This window comes from Streptomyces sp. NPDC002577 (assembly GCF_053594815.1).
On sequence record NZ_JBSFWK010000005.1, the window covers coordinates 287,057 to 302,650 of the forward strand.

A 15,594-nucleotide genomic window follows, 5' to 3' on the forward strand; every position below is an offset into this window, starting at 1 on the left:
CTTCCCGCTGTCCACCTGGTCCACCCGTGTTGCCGTACGGTACGTGCTCACAGGCCGGACGTGGCAACTCTGGCACATCTTTCCGCAGGCCCGACGCGGGGGTCCGCTAGGAGTCATTCCTCCTCTGCCAAGAGGATGGTCCGGATATCACACGACTTTGCCCGTCGGTTCGAATTACCACTCTTTGGCGCCTCTTGTGCGGATTTTCCGTCATGGACCCACGCTCCCAGCTGCTGCCGCCGCCGGTCGCGCCGCGGGGGTCTCCTCACACGTTCGGGGGCGGCCCCTCGATCGGGCGTCCGAAATGACCCGCCATCCCGGCGGGGGCCGGGCGCCGCTGCCACGGGAGAGGACCGGTGGGCGGGCGGTAGCCGACGCCCAGGGCGTCAAGCCGCGGGTAGTGGGCCGCCATCCGCCGCTCGAAGTCCGTGAAGTCGCGGGCGGCCGGGGCTGGCAGCCGGGACCAGACGGTCTCGGCGAAGGCGGCCAGGCGCGGGAAGGTCTGATAGTCCACGCGCGCGTGGTCCTCCATCACCTCGGTCCAGACGTTGGCCTGGGCGCCGAGGACGCGCCGCGCCTCCTCGGGTCCGAGCTGCGACGGTACGGGGTCGAAGCGGTAGACGTCCTCCAGGGTGCGTACGTACCCGATGGGCATCGGTTCGTCGTCGCCGCCGTCCTGGCGGTGGTCGAGGTAGACCTGCTGCTCGGGGCACATGACGACGTCGTGGCCCGCGCGGGCGGCCGTGATGCCGCCCTGGTAGCCGCGCCACGACGACACGGCTGCGCCCGGCGCCAGGCCGCCCTCGAGGATCTCGTCCCACCCGATGAGGCGCCTCCCGCGGGCGGCGAGCCAGGTGTCGAAGTGCCGGATGAACCAGGACTGCAGCTCGTCCTCGTCGGCGAGCCCCAGCTCCTTGATGCGGGCCTGCGCGGCCGGCGACCGCTTCCACTGGTCCTTGAGGCACTCGTCGCCGCCGACGTGGACGAACGTGGACGGGAAGAGCTCCAGGACCTCCTCGAAGACCCCCTCGTAGAACCGGAGGGTGCTGTCAGTGGGGGCGAGTACGTTGGCGGAGATGCCCCAGGTGTCCCAGACGGAGAGAGAGGCGGTGTCGATGACGTCGGTGTTGCCGAGTTCGGGGTATGCGGCGATGGCGGCCTGCGAGTGTCCCGGAATATCGATTTCGGGGACGACGGTGATATGCCGCTCGGCGGCGTAGGCGACGATCTCGCGGATGTCGTCCTGCGTGTAGTAGCCGCCGTGCGGCTTGTCCTCCCACAGCGGTGAGGCGCGGTGGCCGACCTTCGTCCGTGCGCGCCACGATCCGGTCTCCGTCAGCTTCGGGTGGCGCTTGATCTCGATGCGCCAGCCCTGGTCGTCGGTGAGGTGGAAGTGGAAGACGTTCAGCTTGTGCGCGGCGAGCAGGTCGAGATAGCGCAGGACGCCGTCCTTGGGCATGAAATGCCGTGAGACGTCGAGCATGAGACCGCGCCAGGCGAAGCGCGGGGCGTCCTCGATACGGGTCACCGGCAGCCGCCACTCCCGCCCGGGGAGCGGGGCGCGGCGGTACGCGTCGGGTCCGAGCAGCTGCCTGAGCGTCTGGGCGCCCCAGAAGAGCCCGGCGGGTCCGCCGCCCACCAGCTCCACGGCCTCGGGCGTGACCGTCAGGCGGTAGCCCTCGTCGCCGAGTTCGCCGGTGACCGCAGGGTCGAGAGACAGCCTGACGGCGTCGTCGCCCGAGCCCGGCGCGAGCGGGAGCCCGGTGGCCGCCCCGAGCGTGGAGCGCAGCCACCGCTCGGTGCCTTGCGTCCCCTCGCCCGCGGCCAACCGGGTTTCGGGGCCGAGTGCGAAGAAGCCGTCGCCGTGGCCGGACACGTGCCGGGGCGCGGGAATCAGTTCCATTGCGGATGCTCCTGAATCCATTGCGGATGCTCCTGTGGAAGTCATCAGTCCTTCACCGCTCCACCCAGTCCGGACACCAGGCGCCGTTGTACGAGTACGAAGAAGACCAGTACCGGAATGGTCATCACCGTGGACGCCGCCATGATCCCGCCCCAGTCGTTCTCGTCGGGCTTGAAGAACACGAGCAGGGCCATCGGCAGAGTCGACTGCGATGTGTCGCTGATGATGAAGGACTTGGCGAACAGGAAGTCGTTCCAGGTCGAGATGAACGAGAAGACACTGGTCGCGACGAGCCCGGGGAACACCAGCGGGAAAAGGATCTGCCAGAGGAATCGGGTGCGGCTCGCTCCGTCGATGAACGCGGCTTCCTCGAGCGCTTCCGGAACGGCCTTCACAAAACCGCGCAGCATCCAGATCGCGAACGGCAGCGAGAAGGCTATGTGCGGCAGGATCAGCGAGCCCAGCGTGTTGAGCTGCCCGAAGTCCCGCATCAGGAAGAACAGCGGGATCGTCAGGGCCTCGACGGGCACCATCTGCGCGACCAGAAACATGATCAGCAGCGTCGTGCGGAAACGGAAGCGGAATCGCGTGACCGCCGTCGCCGCGAGAAAGGCGATCAGCGCGGAAACGACGACCACGGTCACCGCGACGACCACGCTGTTGAGGAAGTAGCGGCCGAATTCCTGCTGTTCGAAGACGCGCCGGAAGGAATCGAGCGAGGGGGACAGCGTCCACGGCCTGGGGTGGGCCGACTCGATCTCACCGGCCGGTTTGAAGGCGCTGAGCACCATCCAGTACAGCGGAAACGCCACGACCACCGCGATGAGCAGCGCCGACGCCTCGGCGGCCAGCCGCCAGGGCCGCCGCACCGCTCCCCGTACAAGGACCGCACCCCGTACGAAACCCGTCATGCTCACAGCTCCTCCCCCTGCCTGCGCAGCAGCCGCAGATAGACCAGCGTGATCGCGAGCAGGATCAGCAGCATCACGACGCCGATCGCCGAACCCAGGCTGTACTCCGAGGACGCGAACGCCTTCTGGTACGCGTACACGTTGAGGACCAGGTTCTGGCCGGCGATTCCGCCGCCACCCGTCATCACGTAGATCTGCGTGAACACCTTGAAGTCCCAGATGACCGACTGGATGGTGACGACCGTGAGGATCGGCCGCAGCATCGGCGCGAGCACCGAGCGCCAGATACGCCACTGCGAGGCGCCGTCGAGCGCGGCGGCCTCGAGGACCTCGCCGGGTACGGCCTTGATGCCGGCATAGACGGTCATCATCACGAACGGGAAGGAGCACCACACCACTTCGAGCAGGACGAGCGCGAAGGCGCTGTAACGGCCGTACGTCCATGAGTGGTCGCCGAGCCCGAACACCTTGTTCACGGGCCCGAAGTCGGGGTCGAAGAGGAACATCCACACCGTCGAACCGGTGATCGCGGGGGTTGCCCAGGCGCCGAGCGCGGCCAGCATCAGGGCGAGCCGCGGCACGGCCCGTACGCGTGTGAGCAGCACGGCGAGGGCGCAGCCGACGGCCAGCGTCGAGACGACGCAGGCGGCGGCGAACAGCACCGTGGCGAGCAGCACCTGCCAGAACTGGTCGTCCGCGAACAGCGTCGCGTAGTTGCCGAAGCCCTGGAAGGTCGTCGGCTCACCGCCGCTGACCTGCGCCTGCGTGTACTCCAGGAAGGAGATCAGGCCGAGTTGGTAGACGGGGTAGACCAACAGGCCCGCGAGGACCACGAGGGCGGGGGCGAGATAGAGCCAGGGGGTCCAGCGGCCGCCGCGGCGCGCGGACCGTGAGGGTGCGGCCGGGGCGGCCGCCGGGGTCACGGGGACCGCGGCGGCCGGCTCGGCAGTGGCGTTCTGCGTCATCGGTTCGACTCTCGGCTCAGCGCACGGACGAGAACGCGTCGTCCATCTTCTTCGCCGCGTCGCGCGAGGCCGCCGCCACGTCCTTACGGCCGCTGATGACTTCCTGGAACATGTTCGGCAGCACCAGGGACGCGTCGATCTGTGCCCAGGCGGGCGAGGCGGGGACGAACTTGGTGCCCGCGCCGAGCGTCTTGATGAAGGGTGCGACGAACGGTTCCTTCTGCGCGACGGTCTCCCGCACATCGGTGTACGTCGGCAGGAAGCCCATCGCGTCGAAGAGCTTCTCCTGGGTGTCCTTGCTCGCCAGCTGCTCCATCAGCTCGACCGCGAGCGTGCGGTGCGACGTGCTCTTCAGTACGCCGAGATTGTTGCCGCCGGCGAAGGCCGGCGCGATCTCGCCCGCCCTGACGCCGGGCAGCGGCACGACGGCGTACTTGCCCTTGACCTTGCCGGCCTCGACGGCCTCGTGGTTGAAGTCGCCGCCGATGGCCATGGCCGCCTTGCCGGACGCGAAGGCGGTCACGACGTCGTTTCCGGTCATGGCCGCGCACTTGGCGGCGGGACAGTTGTCGTCGCCGAAGAGCGAGGTGTAGGCCTTGATGCCCTTCTGGGACGCGGCGCTGTCGATGGCGGACCGGTACGTGCCGCCCTTCTCCACGGCCAGCTCGCCGCCGCCCGCCCAGACGAACGGCATCGCGGCATACGTGGACGTGCCGCCCACCGCCATCCCGTACAGGTCCGGCTTCGCCTTGTGGATCTTCTTGGCGGTCGCGGCCAACTCTGCCTGCGTCTTCGGTGGTTCGAGCTTCAGCTCCTTGAAGATGTCGGTCCGGTAGTACAGGGCCCGGACGCCGACGAAGAACGGCGCTCCGTAGACCTTGCCGTCGACCGTCACGGACTCCTTGGCGGTCGGGTCGGTGTCCTTCGCCTCGGCCCAGGCGCCGAAGTCGTCGGTGACATCGGCGAGTCCGCCGTCGTGCACATAACCGGCGGTGTCCGTGTTGCCGTACTCGACGACATCGGGGGCGCTCTTCGGGTCGTTGAAGGCCGCCTTCATCTTCTCCGCGCGGGTGTCGACGGGGATGTACTCGACGGTGACCTTCGTGCCCTGATGCGTCTTCTCGAAGGCTGCGACGGCGGCGTCGACGACCTTCTGCTTCGGCGCGTTGTTGACTTCCTGGAAGAGCCAGACGCGCAGCGTGCCGCTCTTCTCGTCCTTGGTCGAGCTGCTGTCGGAGGTCCCCGGGGCGCAGGCGGTGGCGGTGAACCCGGCGAGGACAAGTGCCGCCACGGAGGCGGTCATTCGGGCAGAGGCAGGGAGCTTCATCGGACACCCTCCGAAGGCGTTGCAGCATATGCAATAGCGGTTTCGCTCTGCACAACACATGGAGGCTAGAAGTTGAATGAACACGACCACAAGTGGTCTCAACCACTCTGTGACCCGCGGAAGCACTCCATGCAACGCCCTGGCAGCACAAAGGCCCCGAAGGCGCGCAGAGAGCGCACTTCCGGGGCCTCGTCATGAGACCGGGCACGGCCTTGTCACGCGGGCCGCCGTCAGCCGCGGGCCACCGCGGGCCACGGTGAGCCGCCGCAGCGGCCGCAGGCGGGAGCCCCTACTTGTCGCCGCCCTTGCCCTTGTCACCGCCGCCGGCACCCATGGACTCGTAGATCTCCTTGCACATGGGGCATACGGGGTACTTCTTCGGGTCGCGTCCCGGCACCCACACCTTGCCGCAGAGCGCGACGACGGGCGTGCCGTCGAGGGCGCTCGCCATGATCTTGTCCTTCTGGACGTAATGCGCGAAGCGCTCGTGGTCGCCGTCACCGTGCGACGTCTGTGGCGTCGGCTCTACGAGGGTCCCCGTACCTGTTCCGCGCTCGGGCTCAAGAGTGCTCATAACCGCCAAGGGTACTGAAGCGCGCCGGGATCAGTTGAGCGACGGGTCGTCCGGATAGGTGGCGACCATGGCGAGCTCGTTGCGCTGGCGTCGCAGCACCTCGCGCCAGAGCCGCTCCGGCGTCGGGGACGACACGTCACCGGGTTCGGACTCGACGACGTACCAGGCGCCGTCGGTCAGTTCGGCCTCCAGCTGACCAGGCCCCCAGCCGGCGTATCCCGCGAAGATACGGAGCGAGCCGAGGACGGACGCGAGCAGCTCCGGCGGTGCCTCCAGATCGACCAGTCCGATCGCGCCGTGCACCCTCCGCCAGCCCAGCGGTGCACGCTCACCCGTCGCGCCGCCGGGGATCACCGCGATACCGAGCGCCGAGTCGAGCGAGACCGGGCCGCCCTGGAACACGACGCCCGGCTCCCCGGCGAGGTCGCCCCAGCCCTCGAGGATGTCGCCGACGTCCACCGGGGTCGGCCGGTTGAGGACGACGCCGAGCGAGCCCTCCTCGTCGTGGTCGAGAAGGAGCACCACCGCGCGGTCGAAGTTCGGGTCCGCCAGGGCGGGGGTGGCCACGAGCAGCCGCCCTGTGAGCGAGGACACCTCGGTCATGCCAGACATGATCCCGCATCTTCCCCTGGTGGGGACACCCAATGCCCTTACCCGAGTGAATATGGTCATGAGGGAGACGTGTGGCCTGGTTGGGGCCCCTGTGCGGGGGTGACGGCGGACGGCCCGGCGGACCGCAGGGAGGGCGGGCGGACCCGGGCGGACCGGTGACCCGGAGTCCCCGGCCGGGCACGTTTCGTGTTGTGGCGAACTCATGACGTGACTGTGCCCCCTTGGGCTTACGGAAGGGGGGTAGGCGGCCATTACGCTTGCTGCTCGGCCCTGCCCCTTTACTCGGAACGCGAGATTCATGACGGTCACTGGCACAGACGACGTACTGCTTGTTCACGGCGGAACCCCGCTGGAGGGCGAGATCCGTGTCCGCGGCGCGAAGAACCTCGTGCCGAAGGCCATGGTCGCCGCGCTGCTCGGCAGCGCTCCGAGCCGGCTGCGCAATGTCCCCGACATCCGCGACGTCCGTGTCGTACGGGGTCTGCTGCAGCTGCACGGCGTGACCGTCCGGCCCGGCGAGGAGCCGGGCGAACTGGTGATGGACCCGTCGCACGTCGAGAGCGCGAACGTCGCGGACATCGACGCGCACGCGGGCTCCTCGCGCATCCCGATCCTGTTCTGCGGTCCGCTGCTGCACCGCCTCGGACACGCGTTCATCCCCGGCCTGGGCGGCTGCGACATCGGCGGCCGGCCGATCGACTTCCACTTCGAGGTGCTGCGGCAGTTCGGCGCGCGGATCGAGAAGCGTGCGGACGGCCAGTATCTGGAGGCGCCGCAGCGGCTGCGCGGCACGAAGATCCGGCTGCCGTACCCGTCCGTCGGCGCGACCGAGCAGGTGCTGCTCACCGCCGTCCTCGCCGAGGGCGTCACCGAGCTGTCCAACGCGGCCGTCGAGCCGGAGATCGAGGACCTGATCTGCGTTCTGCAGAAAATGGGCGCGATCATCGCGATGGACACCGACCGGACGATTCGCATCACCGGCGTCGACAAGCTCGGGGGCTACACGCACCGCGCCCTGCCGGACCGCCTGGAGGCCGCCTCCTGGGCGTCCGCCGCGCTCGCGACCGAGGGCAACATCTACGTCCGCGGCGCCCAGCAGCGCTCGATGATGACGTTCCTGAACACCTACCGGAAGGTGGGCGGCGCCTTCGAGATCGACGACGAGGGCATCCGCTTCTGGCACCCGGGCGGCACGCTCAACGCCATCGCGCTGGAGACGGACGTGCACCCCGGCTTCCAGACCGACTGGCAGCAGCCGCTGGTCGTCGCGCTCACGCAGGCCACCGGCCTGTCGATCATCCACGAGACGGTCTACGAGTCCCGGCTGGGCTTCACGTCCGCGCTGAACCAGATGGGCGCGCACATCCAGCTCTACCGGGAGTGCCTGGGCGGCTCCGACTGCCGCTTCGGCCAGCGCAACTTCCTGCACTCCGCGGTCGTTTCGGGCCCCACGAAGCTGCAGGGCGCCGACCTGGTCATCCCCGACCTGCGCGGCGGCTTCTCGTACCTGATCGCCGCCCTGGCGGCCCAGGGCACGTCCCGGGTCCACGGCATCGGCCTGATCAACCGCGGCTACGAGAACTTCATGGAGAAGCTCGTCGAGCTGGGCGCAAAGGTGGAGCTCCCGGGCACCACGCTCTGACGTAAGCCCGGGGCACCCCGCGCCGCGCCGCTGTGGGCAAGCGTGCCCCTCGCCGCCGCCGCTGTGGGCAATCGTGCCGCTGGGGCGGCACGGGTGGGCACAGCGGCACCCCGCGACGGCGGCAGCCCCCCAAGAAGGCCCGCACCACCCACCACGAAGTCGCACATGCGAAAGGGCGGCCACCCCTGAGGGGGTGGCCGCCCTTTCGCCTGGGCTTACTGGCCCTTGGCGGCTTCCTTGAGCTTGGAGCCCGCAGAGACCTTCACGCTGTAGCCGGCCGGGATGTTGATCGGCTCGCCGGTCTGCGGGTTGCGGGCGGTGCGAGCGGCACGGTGGGTGCGCTCGAAGGTGAGGAAGCCGGGGATGGTGACCTTCTCGTCGCCCTTGGCAACGATCTCGCCGACCGTCTCGGCGAACGCGGCCAGCACCGCGTCGGCGTCCTTGCGGGTCACCTCGGCGCGGTCGGCCAGCGCGGCCACCAGCTCACTGCGGTTCATTTTTGTACTCCCGTGTTCTTCTTGCCGTTGAGGCGTGCCACGCGGCGGAGCCGCATATCGGATGCGGCGAAGCCGATGCTGCCAGGGTCCTCGGTCGGTCCCCGGACCCGGGTCCGTAGCCAGACCCTCGCGCCCAGAGACGCATCCTGCCCCCACCTGCGGCGGGAAAGCCAATCCGGCACCCCTGGGAGTCACACGAAAAGCGCCACTGCCTCGAATTGATGACGCTCCGTCCACTCCCGACAGCGGAATGCAGGGCTCAGGCTGGCTGCCCGCCACCCTAGAGGGAGGCTTCACGCCCCGCGTTCCACGACGCGCCGACTCTAATACCCCGGGCTGACAACGCCCGGCCCCCTGTCGTTCAGGAGGTGGTGTTACCCGTCACAGCAACCCCGGCGGCCTTCGCGGCGTCCCGCACCGCTCCGGCGACCGCGCCCGCGACCTTGTCGTTGAAGACGCTCGGGATGATGTAGTTCGGGTTGAGCTCGTCCTCGGTCACGACGTTCGCGAGGGCGGTGGCGGCCGCCAGCATCATCTCCGTGTTGACCGTGCGCGACTGGGCGTCGAGCAGGCCGCGGAAGACGCCGGGGAACACCAGCACGTTGTTGATCTGGTTCGGGAAGTCCGAGCGGCCGGTGGCCACAACAGCCGCCGTCTGGCGGGCGATTGCGGGCTCGACCTCCGGGTCCGGGTTCGCGAGCGCGAACACGATGGCGTTGTCGGCCATGGCGGCCACGTCGTCGCCGTCGAGCACGTTCGGCGCCGAGACACCGATGAACACGTCGGCGTCGCGCACCGCTTCCTTCAGCGTGCCGGTGACGCCCTCGGGGTTGGTGTTGTCCGCGATCCAGCGCAGCGGCGAGTCCGGGGCCGCGTCGACGAGGTCCGCACGGCCGGCGTGCACGACGCCGTGGATGTCGGCGACGACGGCGTGCTTGACGCCCGCGGCGATGAGCAGCTTGAGGATGGCCGTACCGGCCGCTCCGGCGCCGGACATGACCACGCGCACGTCCTCGATCGCCTTGCCCACCACGCGAAGTGCGTTGGTCAGCGCGGCGAGCACGACGATCGCGGTGCCGTGCTGGTCGTCGTGGAAGACGGGGATGTCGAGGGCCTCGCGCAGCCGTGCCTCGATCTCGAAGCAGCGGGGAGCGGAGATGTCCTCGAGGTTGATGCCGGCGAAGCCGGGGGCGATGGCCTTGACGATCTCGACGATGGCGTCGGAGTCCTGGGTGTCGAGGCAGATCGGCCAGGCGTCGATGCCGGCGAAGCGCTTGAAGAGGGCCGCCTTGCCCTCCATGACGGGCAGTGCGGCCTTGGGGCCGATGTTGCCGAGGCCCAGCACGGCGGAGCCGTCCGTCACCACCGCAACGGAGTTGCGCTTGATCGTGAGGCGGCGGGCGTCCTCGGGGTTCTCCGCGATCGCCATGCACACGCGGGCCACGCCGGGCGTGTAGACCATGGAGAGGTCGTCGCGGTTGCGGATGGGGTGTTTGGACGCCATCTCGATCTTGCCGCCGAGGTGCATCAGGAACGTACGGTCGGAGACCTTGCCCATGGTGACGCCCTCGATGGCGCGCAGCTTGCCGACGATCTCGTCGGCGTGCGCGGTCGAGGTGGCGGCGATGGTGACGTCGATACGGAGCTTCTCGTGCCCCGAAGCGGTGACGTCGAGGCCGGTCACCGAGCCTCCGGAGGACTCCACGGCCGTGGTGAGCTGGGACACCGCGGTTCCGCTCGCGGGCACCTCCAGCCGGACCGTCATCGAGTAGGAGACGCTGGGCGCCGTTGCCATGGCCGACTTCCTCTGCTTTCCCTTTGTTTCGCGTGTGTCGCGTGAGCCGCCCGCGAGTCCACGAACAGCATCATCCGATGGTGTCACCTACCGCCGAGTACGCGGTAGCCGCCTCGGATTGCGAACGTTTTGTTCTCACGGAAGGCCGCTTCGACCATACGAGAGCGGGCGGGCGCCGCACCGCAGCGGGGTGCCCGGGAACGCGAAGACCAGTCCATGGACGCAGGGATTCCGTCGGCACGAACACTCCACGGGCGCAAGGACGAGAGGTCCGCGCCACAGGTGGCGCGGACCTCTCGAACGTTCAGTGACACCGACCCGCCATGCTCGCCTCGCGGCAAGTGGTCGCTCTAAGCGACGAAGGTTGGGCCCGGGGGCTTGGATCGAGCCGGTGTCACGTCCAAGGTAACAAACGATCGCCCAGAGGCAATTCCCGTCCCGCCCATCGGGCACCCAACAGGTCCTGATCAGTGCCGGAAGCCGGTCCTGATCAGTGCGGCAAGCCGGTCCTGATCAGTCCCGGAGCAGGTCCGGATCAGTCCCGGAGCAGGTCCGGGACTCCGGATGCGTCCGGCTCGTCCCGCTCCGCCGAGACGACCGTCAGCTGCTGCGTCGCACGGGTCAGCGCGACGTACAGGACGCGCAGTCCGGCGGGCGACTCGTCGGCGATCTCCGCAGGTGAGACGACCACCGTCGCGTCGTACTCCAGGCCCTTCGCCTCCAGGCTGCCGAGCGCCACCACGCGCTCGCCGAGCCCGGCGAGCCAGCGGGCGGCCTCCTCGCGGCGGTGCATCGCGACGACGACGCCCACGGTGCCGTCGACCTGCTCCAGCAGGCGGCGGGCCTCGGCCTGGACGGTCTCCGCCATCCCGTCGCCGCGCAGGGCGGCGAAGCGGGGCTGTACGCCCGTCGAGCGGACCGCGGACGGCGCCGTGGAGCCCGGCATGGCGAGGGCCAGGACGCGGGACGCCACATCGGCGATCTCGGACGGGTTGCGGTAGTTCACGGTGAGGGTGAAGCGGCGCCGGGGCCGGGTGCCGAGGGCCTCGTCACGGGCCTCGGCGGCCTCGTCCGGGTCGGACCAGGAGGACTGGGCGGGGTCGCCGACGATCGTCCAGGTGGCGTGCCGGCCGCGGCGGCCGATCATGCGCCACTGCATGGGGGTCAGGTCCTGCGCCTCGTCGACGATGACGTGCGCGTACTCGGTGCGTTCCTCCGCCAGCCGCTCCGCGCGCTCACGCGCCGACTCCTCGCGGACCGGCATGAGCTCCTCCAGGCCCGTGAGCTGGTCGAGCGGGTCGAGCTCGCGCTTCTTGCGGGGCCTCGCGGGGACGCCGAGGATCGCCTGGAGCTCGTCGAGCATGGCGACGTCGTGGACGGAGAGCCCGTCGCGCCGCAGCGAGCGGGCGACCCTGCGCACCTCCCCCGGGTTCAGTTCACGGCGCGCCCACCGGCCCAGCAGCCTCTCGTCGCGCATCGCCGTGAGGACACGGCGCGGGGTGAGCTCGGGCCACCAGGCGTCGAGGAACGCGATGAACTCGTCCTCGGAGGTGATGTCCTCGTCGAAGGAGGAGCGCAGCTCGGCGGCGAGCTCCGGGTCGGAGTGGCGGGATCCGGCGCCCGACTGCTCCCACAGGGCGTCGAGCAGCAGCTTGCGCGCACGGGGACGGAGCAGGTTGACGGGGGCGGTGCCGCCGAGGGCCGTACGGCGGATACGGCCGAGCTGCTCGCCCTCCAGTTCGAGCCGGCGCCCGAAGGCGACGACCCGCAGCCGGGTGGGCGGCCCTGCGGGGGCCGCGGAACCGCCCGCCGGCCCGTGCTCCAGCGCCCCGCGCGCCGCCTTCCGCAGCACCCGCAGCATCCGCGACGAGCCCTTCACACGGGCCACCGCCGGGGAGTCGTAGACCGTGGCCTCGGCACCGTCGACCAGGGAGCCCACCGCGCGGATCGCCACCTGGCCCTCCTCGCCGAGGGACGGCAGGACGCCCTCCGTGTACGCCACGAGCAGCGGCGTCGGCGAGACGATCAGGATGCCGCCCGCGTACCGGCGCCGGTCCTGGTAGAGCAGATACGCGGCGCGGTGCAGGGCGACCGCCGTCTTGCCGGTGCCCGGGCCGCCCTCGACATACGTCACGGAGGCGGCGGGCGCCCGGATCACCAGGTCCTGCTCGGCCTGGATGGAGGCCACGATGTCCCGCATCGTGTGGGTGCGGGCCTGGCCGAGCGCGGCCATCAGCGCGCCGTCGCCGACCACCGGCAGCTCGCGGCCGTCCAGGCGGGCCGTGAGCTGGGGCCGCATCAGGTCGTCCTCGACGCCGAGGACCTTGCGGCCCTTGGAGCGGATGACGCGGCGGCGCACCACCCGGCCGGGATCGACGGGCGTGGAGCGGTAGAAGGGCGCGGCGGCCGGGGCGCGCCAGTCGATGACCAGCGGCGCGTAGTCGGCGTCGAGCACGCCGATGCGGCCGATGTGCAGGGTCTCGGCGATGTCGGCCGTGTTGTCGGGCCGCACGGCGCCCTCGGCCGGTTCCACCGCCGTGTACGCGCCGTCGGGCCCCTTCTTGCCGTCCTTGCCCTGCAGCAGGTCGATACGGCCGAAGAGGAAGTCCTCGAACTCGTTGTTGAGCCGGTTGAGGTGGATTCCGGCACGGTAGACCTGCGCGTCCCGCTCTGCGAGCGCGCCGGGCGTGCCGACGTGACCGCGCTTGGCGGCGTCGTTCATCAGGAACTCGGCCTCGTGGATCTTCTCCTCGAGGCGCCGGTACACGAGGTCCAGATGTTCCTGTTCGACGTTGATCTCGCGGTCGCGTACGGAATCGACAGCGGTCTTAAGCGCCGAATCGACGGCTTCCTGCGCGGCCACCGATGGCCCCCTTCTGACGTGCTGGGCAGCCGTCCACCGTACGCGAAAGGCGGCCCTGATGTGCAGCTGCGTGCGCACATTCCTGCACAAACGTGCTACACAGACCGCCTGACGTCCCGCACGGACGCCTCCGCCGGCCGCCCGACGCCCTACACGTCCACCTCCACCAGCCGCTTGCCGTCGAACGTCTCGACCTCGAAGTGGTCGATGTCGTTGCGGGCGAACGCGGCGCCCCCGTGCACGTACAGCGGGTGTTCGGCGGACTCGTGGGTGCTGCCCGGAATGCCGTATCCCCACTTCGGGACCGACCACGTGGTCACCGTCTCGCGCTCGCCGTTCTTGCCGACGGCTATGAGGGAGCACTTCTCCGGGCCCTTGACGTTCTTCAGCTCGAGCACGGTGTGCGTGCCCCAGGCCTTCGGCTCCATGCCGATGGTGGCGGTGACCTTGGTCGACGCGTCCGTGGCCTGCACCTTCTCGTCCATGTGGTGGAAGAAGGCGTCCTCGGCCGGGCTGGTGGGATGCGGATCGGCCAGCGTGTTCGCGCCGTCGCCGTCCACCGCCATGACCGTCAGCGGTCCGCCGATGATCAGCGCGGCCGCGGCTGCCACCAGGTACAGGGCGCGCCTGCGCTTCACGGCGCGCCGGGCCGCGACCTCGTCGATGAGGCGTTCGGCGAGCTTCGGGGTGGGCTTGGCCGCCAGCTGTGCGCCCAGCTGCTGCCTGACGGGGTCCCCCTGGGCGCCGGGAAGATCGGCGAGCGCCGCGAGCATCGGCTCCATCCCGGCGAGCTCCTCCAGCTGCTGCGCGCACCAGTCGCAGCCGGCCAGATGCGCCTCGAACGCGGTCGCCTCGGCATCGTCCAGGATGCCGAGGGCGTAGGCGCCGACCGTCTCGTGCACGTCATCGGGCCCTTCGGGCCCCGGGGACCGCCCGGACGCGGGAGACCCGGGAGGGCCGAACGGCCCAGGAGACCCAGGCGATCCGAACCCGGACCCGTACGCGTCGTAGGCGCTCATGCCGTCACCCCCCGCTCCTCCAGCGCCAGCTTCATCGAGCGCAGCGCGTAGAACACCCGCGAGCGCACCGTGCCGCTGGGTATGCCGAGCGTCGCGGCCGCCTCATTGACCGTACGCCCTTTGAAGTACGTCTCGACCAGTACCTCTCGGTGAGCCGGGGTCAGATCCTCGAGCGCGTCCGAGAGTGTCATCAGCCACAGCGCCTTGTCGATCTCGTCCTCCGCGGGGATGACCTCCAGCGGCGACGGGTCGACCTCCTGCGGCCGGGCCTGCCGGCTGCGGTGATTGTCGATGACGATGCGCCGGGCGACCGTCACCAGCCAGGGGCGTACCGAGCCGGTCGCACGGCCCAGCTGACCAGCGTTCTTCCAGGCGCGGATGAGCGTCTCCTGCACGACGTCCTCGGCTCGCTGCCGGTCCCCCGCGACCAGTCTGAGCACGAATGCGAGCAGCGGACCGGCGTGCTCCCGGTAGAGGGCGCGCATGAGCTCCTCGTCGGGTTCCGCGGGCCGGGACATGCGATGTCGTGCCCTGGGCGGACGTTCATCGGCCACGGCGGAATCCTTGCGCACGCCTACCTCCGGTGTCCCCGAATCGACTGGGGCTGCCCAGCCGGGGCCTCCCAGCCGGTCGTTCACCATCGGGGTACGTAGCCGGACGGCGTTGTGTTCAGGGCGCCGTCAAAGCAATCCCACAGCAAGGGAATTGCCGTGTTTGCGGGCCTTCAAGGCGGGGAACTCGGCCTGGACTGCCAGATGTTCAGGCCCGCGCGAGCGCCGCCCGGCGGCGGTGCCGGGCCACGCGTTCCCGGTTGCCGCACGTCTCGCTCGAGCACCATCGCCTGCGCCGGCCACGGGACGTGTCGAGGTAGATGAGGGGGCAGTTGTCGCCCTCGCACTGGCGCAGCCGCGCTCGGGCGACCGGGTCCGTCAGCAGCTCGACGGCGTCGCGTGCGACGGCGGCGAGGAGCGCGGTGCAGCCCGGGTCGGTGTGCAGGACCCGGACGAGAGTGCCGCCGTCGGTGCGGACGGCCCTGGGTGCGGGCGGGGCCCCGAGGGCGAGCGCGTTGACGCGTTCCAGGGCGCCGCCCGCGGCCCGTCCGTCTCCGTCGAGTTCGCCGCGCACCAACTGGCCCAGCTGGAAGCGCAGTTCCTGGAAGGCCGCCGGCCAGGAGGGCTCTGCGGCGCCCAGGTGCGTGCCTGCGGGGACGAGCCCCGCGGCCACGCACCAGGAGCGCAGCCGGTCCACCGAGCCGATCCGTTCCTCGGGATGCGCCGTCGCCAGCAGGTCCAGACAGATCCGCCCGGCGTCGAACCGCGGCTCGTGCGCTGCCGGAGCCGCGACCTGCACCGAGGTCGTACGGGTGACCGCCGGGGACGAACGGGGGATCGCCGGGGACGTACGGGTGGCTGAGGCCGCGCTGGTGGCGCCTGATGCCATGAGCCTGTCACCGCCTTGGGGGATACCGGTGAGTGCCGTGTCCCTA

The 15,594-nt window shown here is 70.1% G+C and carries 13 protein-coding genes; 1 reads left to right on the plus strand and 12 read right to left on the minus strand.

What is annotated here, in order from left to right:
* Positions 1 to 265: 265 nt before the first annotated feature.
* The 6 genes from ACWD4J_RS10540 to ACWD4J_RS10565 all read right to left on the minus strand — a co-directional run bounded on the left by ACWD4J_RS10540 (position 266) and on the right by ACWD4J_RS10565 (position 6,283).
* On the minus strand, positions 266 to 1,903 hold the full coding sequence (locus ACWD4J_RS10540) for a beta-N-acetylhexosaminidase (RefSeq protein ID WP_451394933.1): 1,638 nt from the start codon (positions 1,901 to 1,903) through the stop codon (positions 266 to 268).
* 44 nt (positions 1,904 to 1,947) lie between these two features.
* Positions 1,948 to 2,814 carry a carbohydrate ABC transporter permease gene (locus tag ACWD4J_RS10545; RefSeq protein WP_451394934.1) on the minus strand — a complete coding sequence of 289 codons (867 nt, stop codon included), beginning with the start codon at positions 2,812 to 2,814 and terminating at the stop codon, positions 1,948 to 1,950.
* Between the two features lie 2 nt (positions 2,815 to 2,816).
* The gene (locus tag ACWD4J_RS10550) at positions 2,817 to 3,779 is read right to left on the minus strand and encodes a carbohydrate ABC transporter permease (RefSeq protein ID WP_451394935.1); all 963 of its coding nucleotides are present in this window, start codon (positions 3,777 to 3,779) and stop codon (positions 2,817 to 2,819) included.
* 16 nt (positions 3,780 to 3,795) lie between these two features.
* Positions 3,796 to 5,106, minus strand: coding sequence for an extracellular solute-binding protein (locus tag ACWD4J_RS10555; RefSeq protein ID WP_451394936.1), 1,311 nt, complete (start codon positions 5,104 to 5,106; stop codon positions 3,796 to 3,798).
* A gap of 289 nt (positions 5,107 to 5,395) precedes the next feature.
* On the minus strand, positions 5,396 to 5,680 hold the full coding sequence (locus ACWD4J_RS10560; protein ID WP_451394937.1) for a DUF3039 domain-containing protein: 285 nt from the start codon (positions 5,678 to 5,680) through the stop codon (positions 5,396 to 5,398).
* A 30-nt stretch (positions 5,681 to 5,710) separates the two neighbouring features.
* Complete coding sequence (locus tag ACWD4J_RS10565) at positions 5,711 to 6,283, minus strand: YqgE/AlgH family protein (RefSeq protein ID WP_451394938.1); 573 nt, start codon at positions 6,281 to 6,283, stop codon at positions 5,711 to 5,713.
* Between the two features lie 307 nt (positions 6,284 to 6,590).
* Here ACWD4J_RS10565 and murA point away from each other — a divergent pair, with 307 nt between their 5' ends.
* Positions 6,591 to 7,934: a UDP-N-acetylglucosamine 1-carboxyvinyltransferase gene (gene murA / locus ACWD4J_RS10570; protein ID WP_451394939.1), complete on the plus strand. Its 1,344-nt coding sequence runs from the start codon at positions 6,591 to 6,593 to the stop codon at positions 7,932 to 7,934.
* A gap of 215 nt (positions 7,935 to 8,149) precedes the next feature.
* Here murA and ACWD4J_RS10575 read toward each other — a convergent pair whose 3' ends face one another.
* From ACWD4J_RS10575 to ACWD4J_RS10600, 6 genes are all read right to left on the minus strand, one after another.
* Positions 8,150 to 8,431 carry an HU family DNA-binding protein gene (locus ACWD4J_RS10575; protein WP_361452885.1) on the minus strand — a complete coding sequence of 94 codons (282 nt, stop codon included), beginning with the start codon at positions 8,429 to 8,431 and terminating at the stop codon, positions 8,150 to 8,152.
* Between the two features lie 361 nt (positions 8,432 to 8,792).
* Positions 8,793 to 10,226 carry a malic enzyme-like NAD(P)-binding protein gene (locus tag ACWD4J_RS10580; RefSeq protein WP_451394940.1) on the minus strand — a complete coding sequence of 478 codons (1,434 nt, stop codon included), beginning with the start codon at positions 10,224 to 10,226 and terminating at the stop codon, positions 8,793 to 8,795.
* A gap of 535 nt (positions 10,227 to 10,761) precedes the next feature.
* Positions 10,762 to 13,089 (minus strand): HelD family protein, encoded by a 2,328-nt coding sequence (locus ACWD4J_RS10585; RefSeq protein WP_451394941.1) that lies wholly within the window; start codon positions 13,087 to 13,089, stop codon positions 10,762 to 10,764.
* 149 nt (positions 13,090 to 13,238) lie between these two features.
* Positions 13,239 to 14,108: an anti-sigma factor family protein gene (locus ACWD4J_RS10590; protein ID WP_451394942.1), complete on the minus strand. Its 870-nt coding sequence runs from the start codon at positions 14,106 to 14,108 to the stop codon at positions 13,239 to 13,241.
* On the minus strand, positions 14,105 to 14,626 hold the full coding sequence (locus tag ACWD4J_RS10595) for a sigma-70 family RNA polymerase sigma factor (RefSeq protein WP_451394986.1): 522 nt from the start codon (positions 14,624 to 14,626) through the stop codon (positions 14,105 to 14,107). Before ACWD4J_RS10595 ends, ACWD4J_RS10590 begins: the two co-directional genes overlap by 4 nt.
* Positions 14,627 to 14,867: 241 nt before the next feature.
* The gene (locus ACWD4J_RS10600) at positions 14,868 to 15,548 is read right to left on the minus strand and encodes a CGNR zinc finger domain-containing protein (protein WP_451394943.1); all 681 of its coding nucleotides are present in this window, start codon (positions 15,546 to 15,548) and stop codon (positions 14,868 to 14,870) included.
* Positions 15,549 to 15,594: the final 46 nt, after the last annotated feature.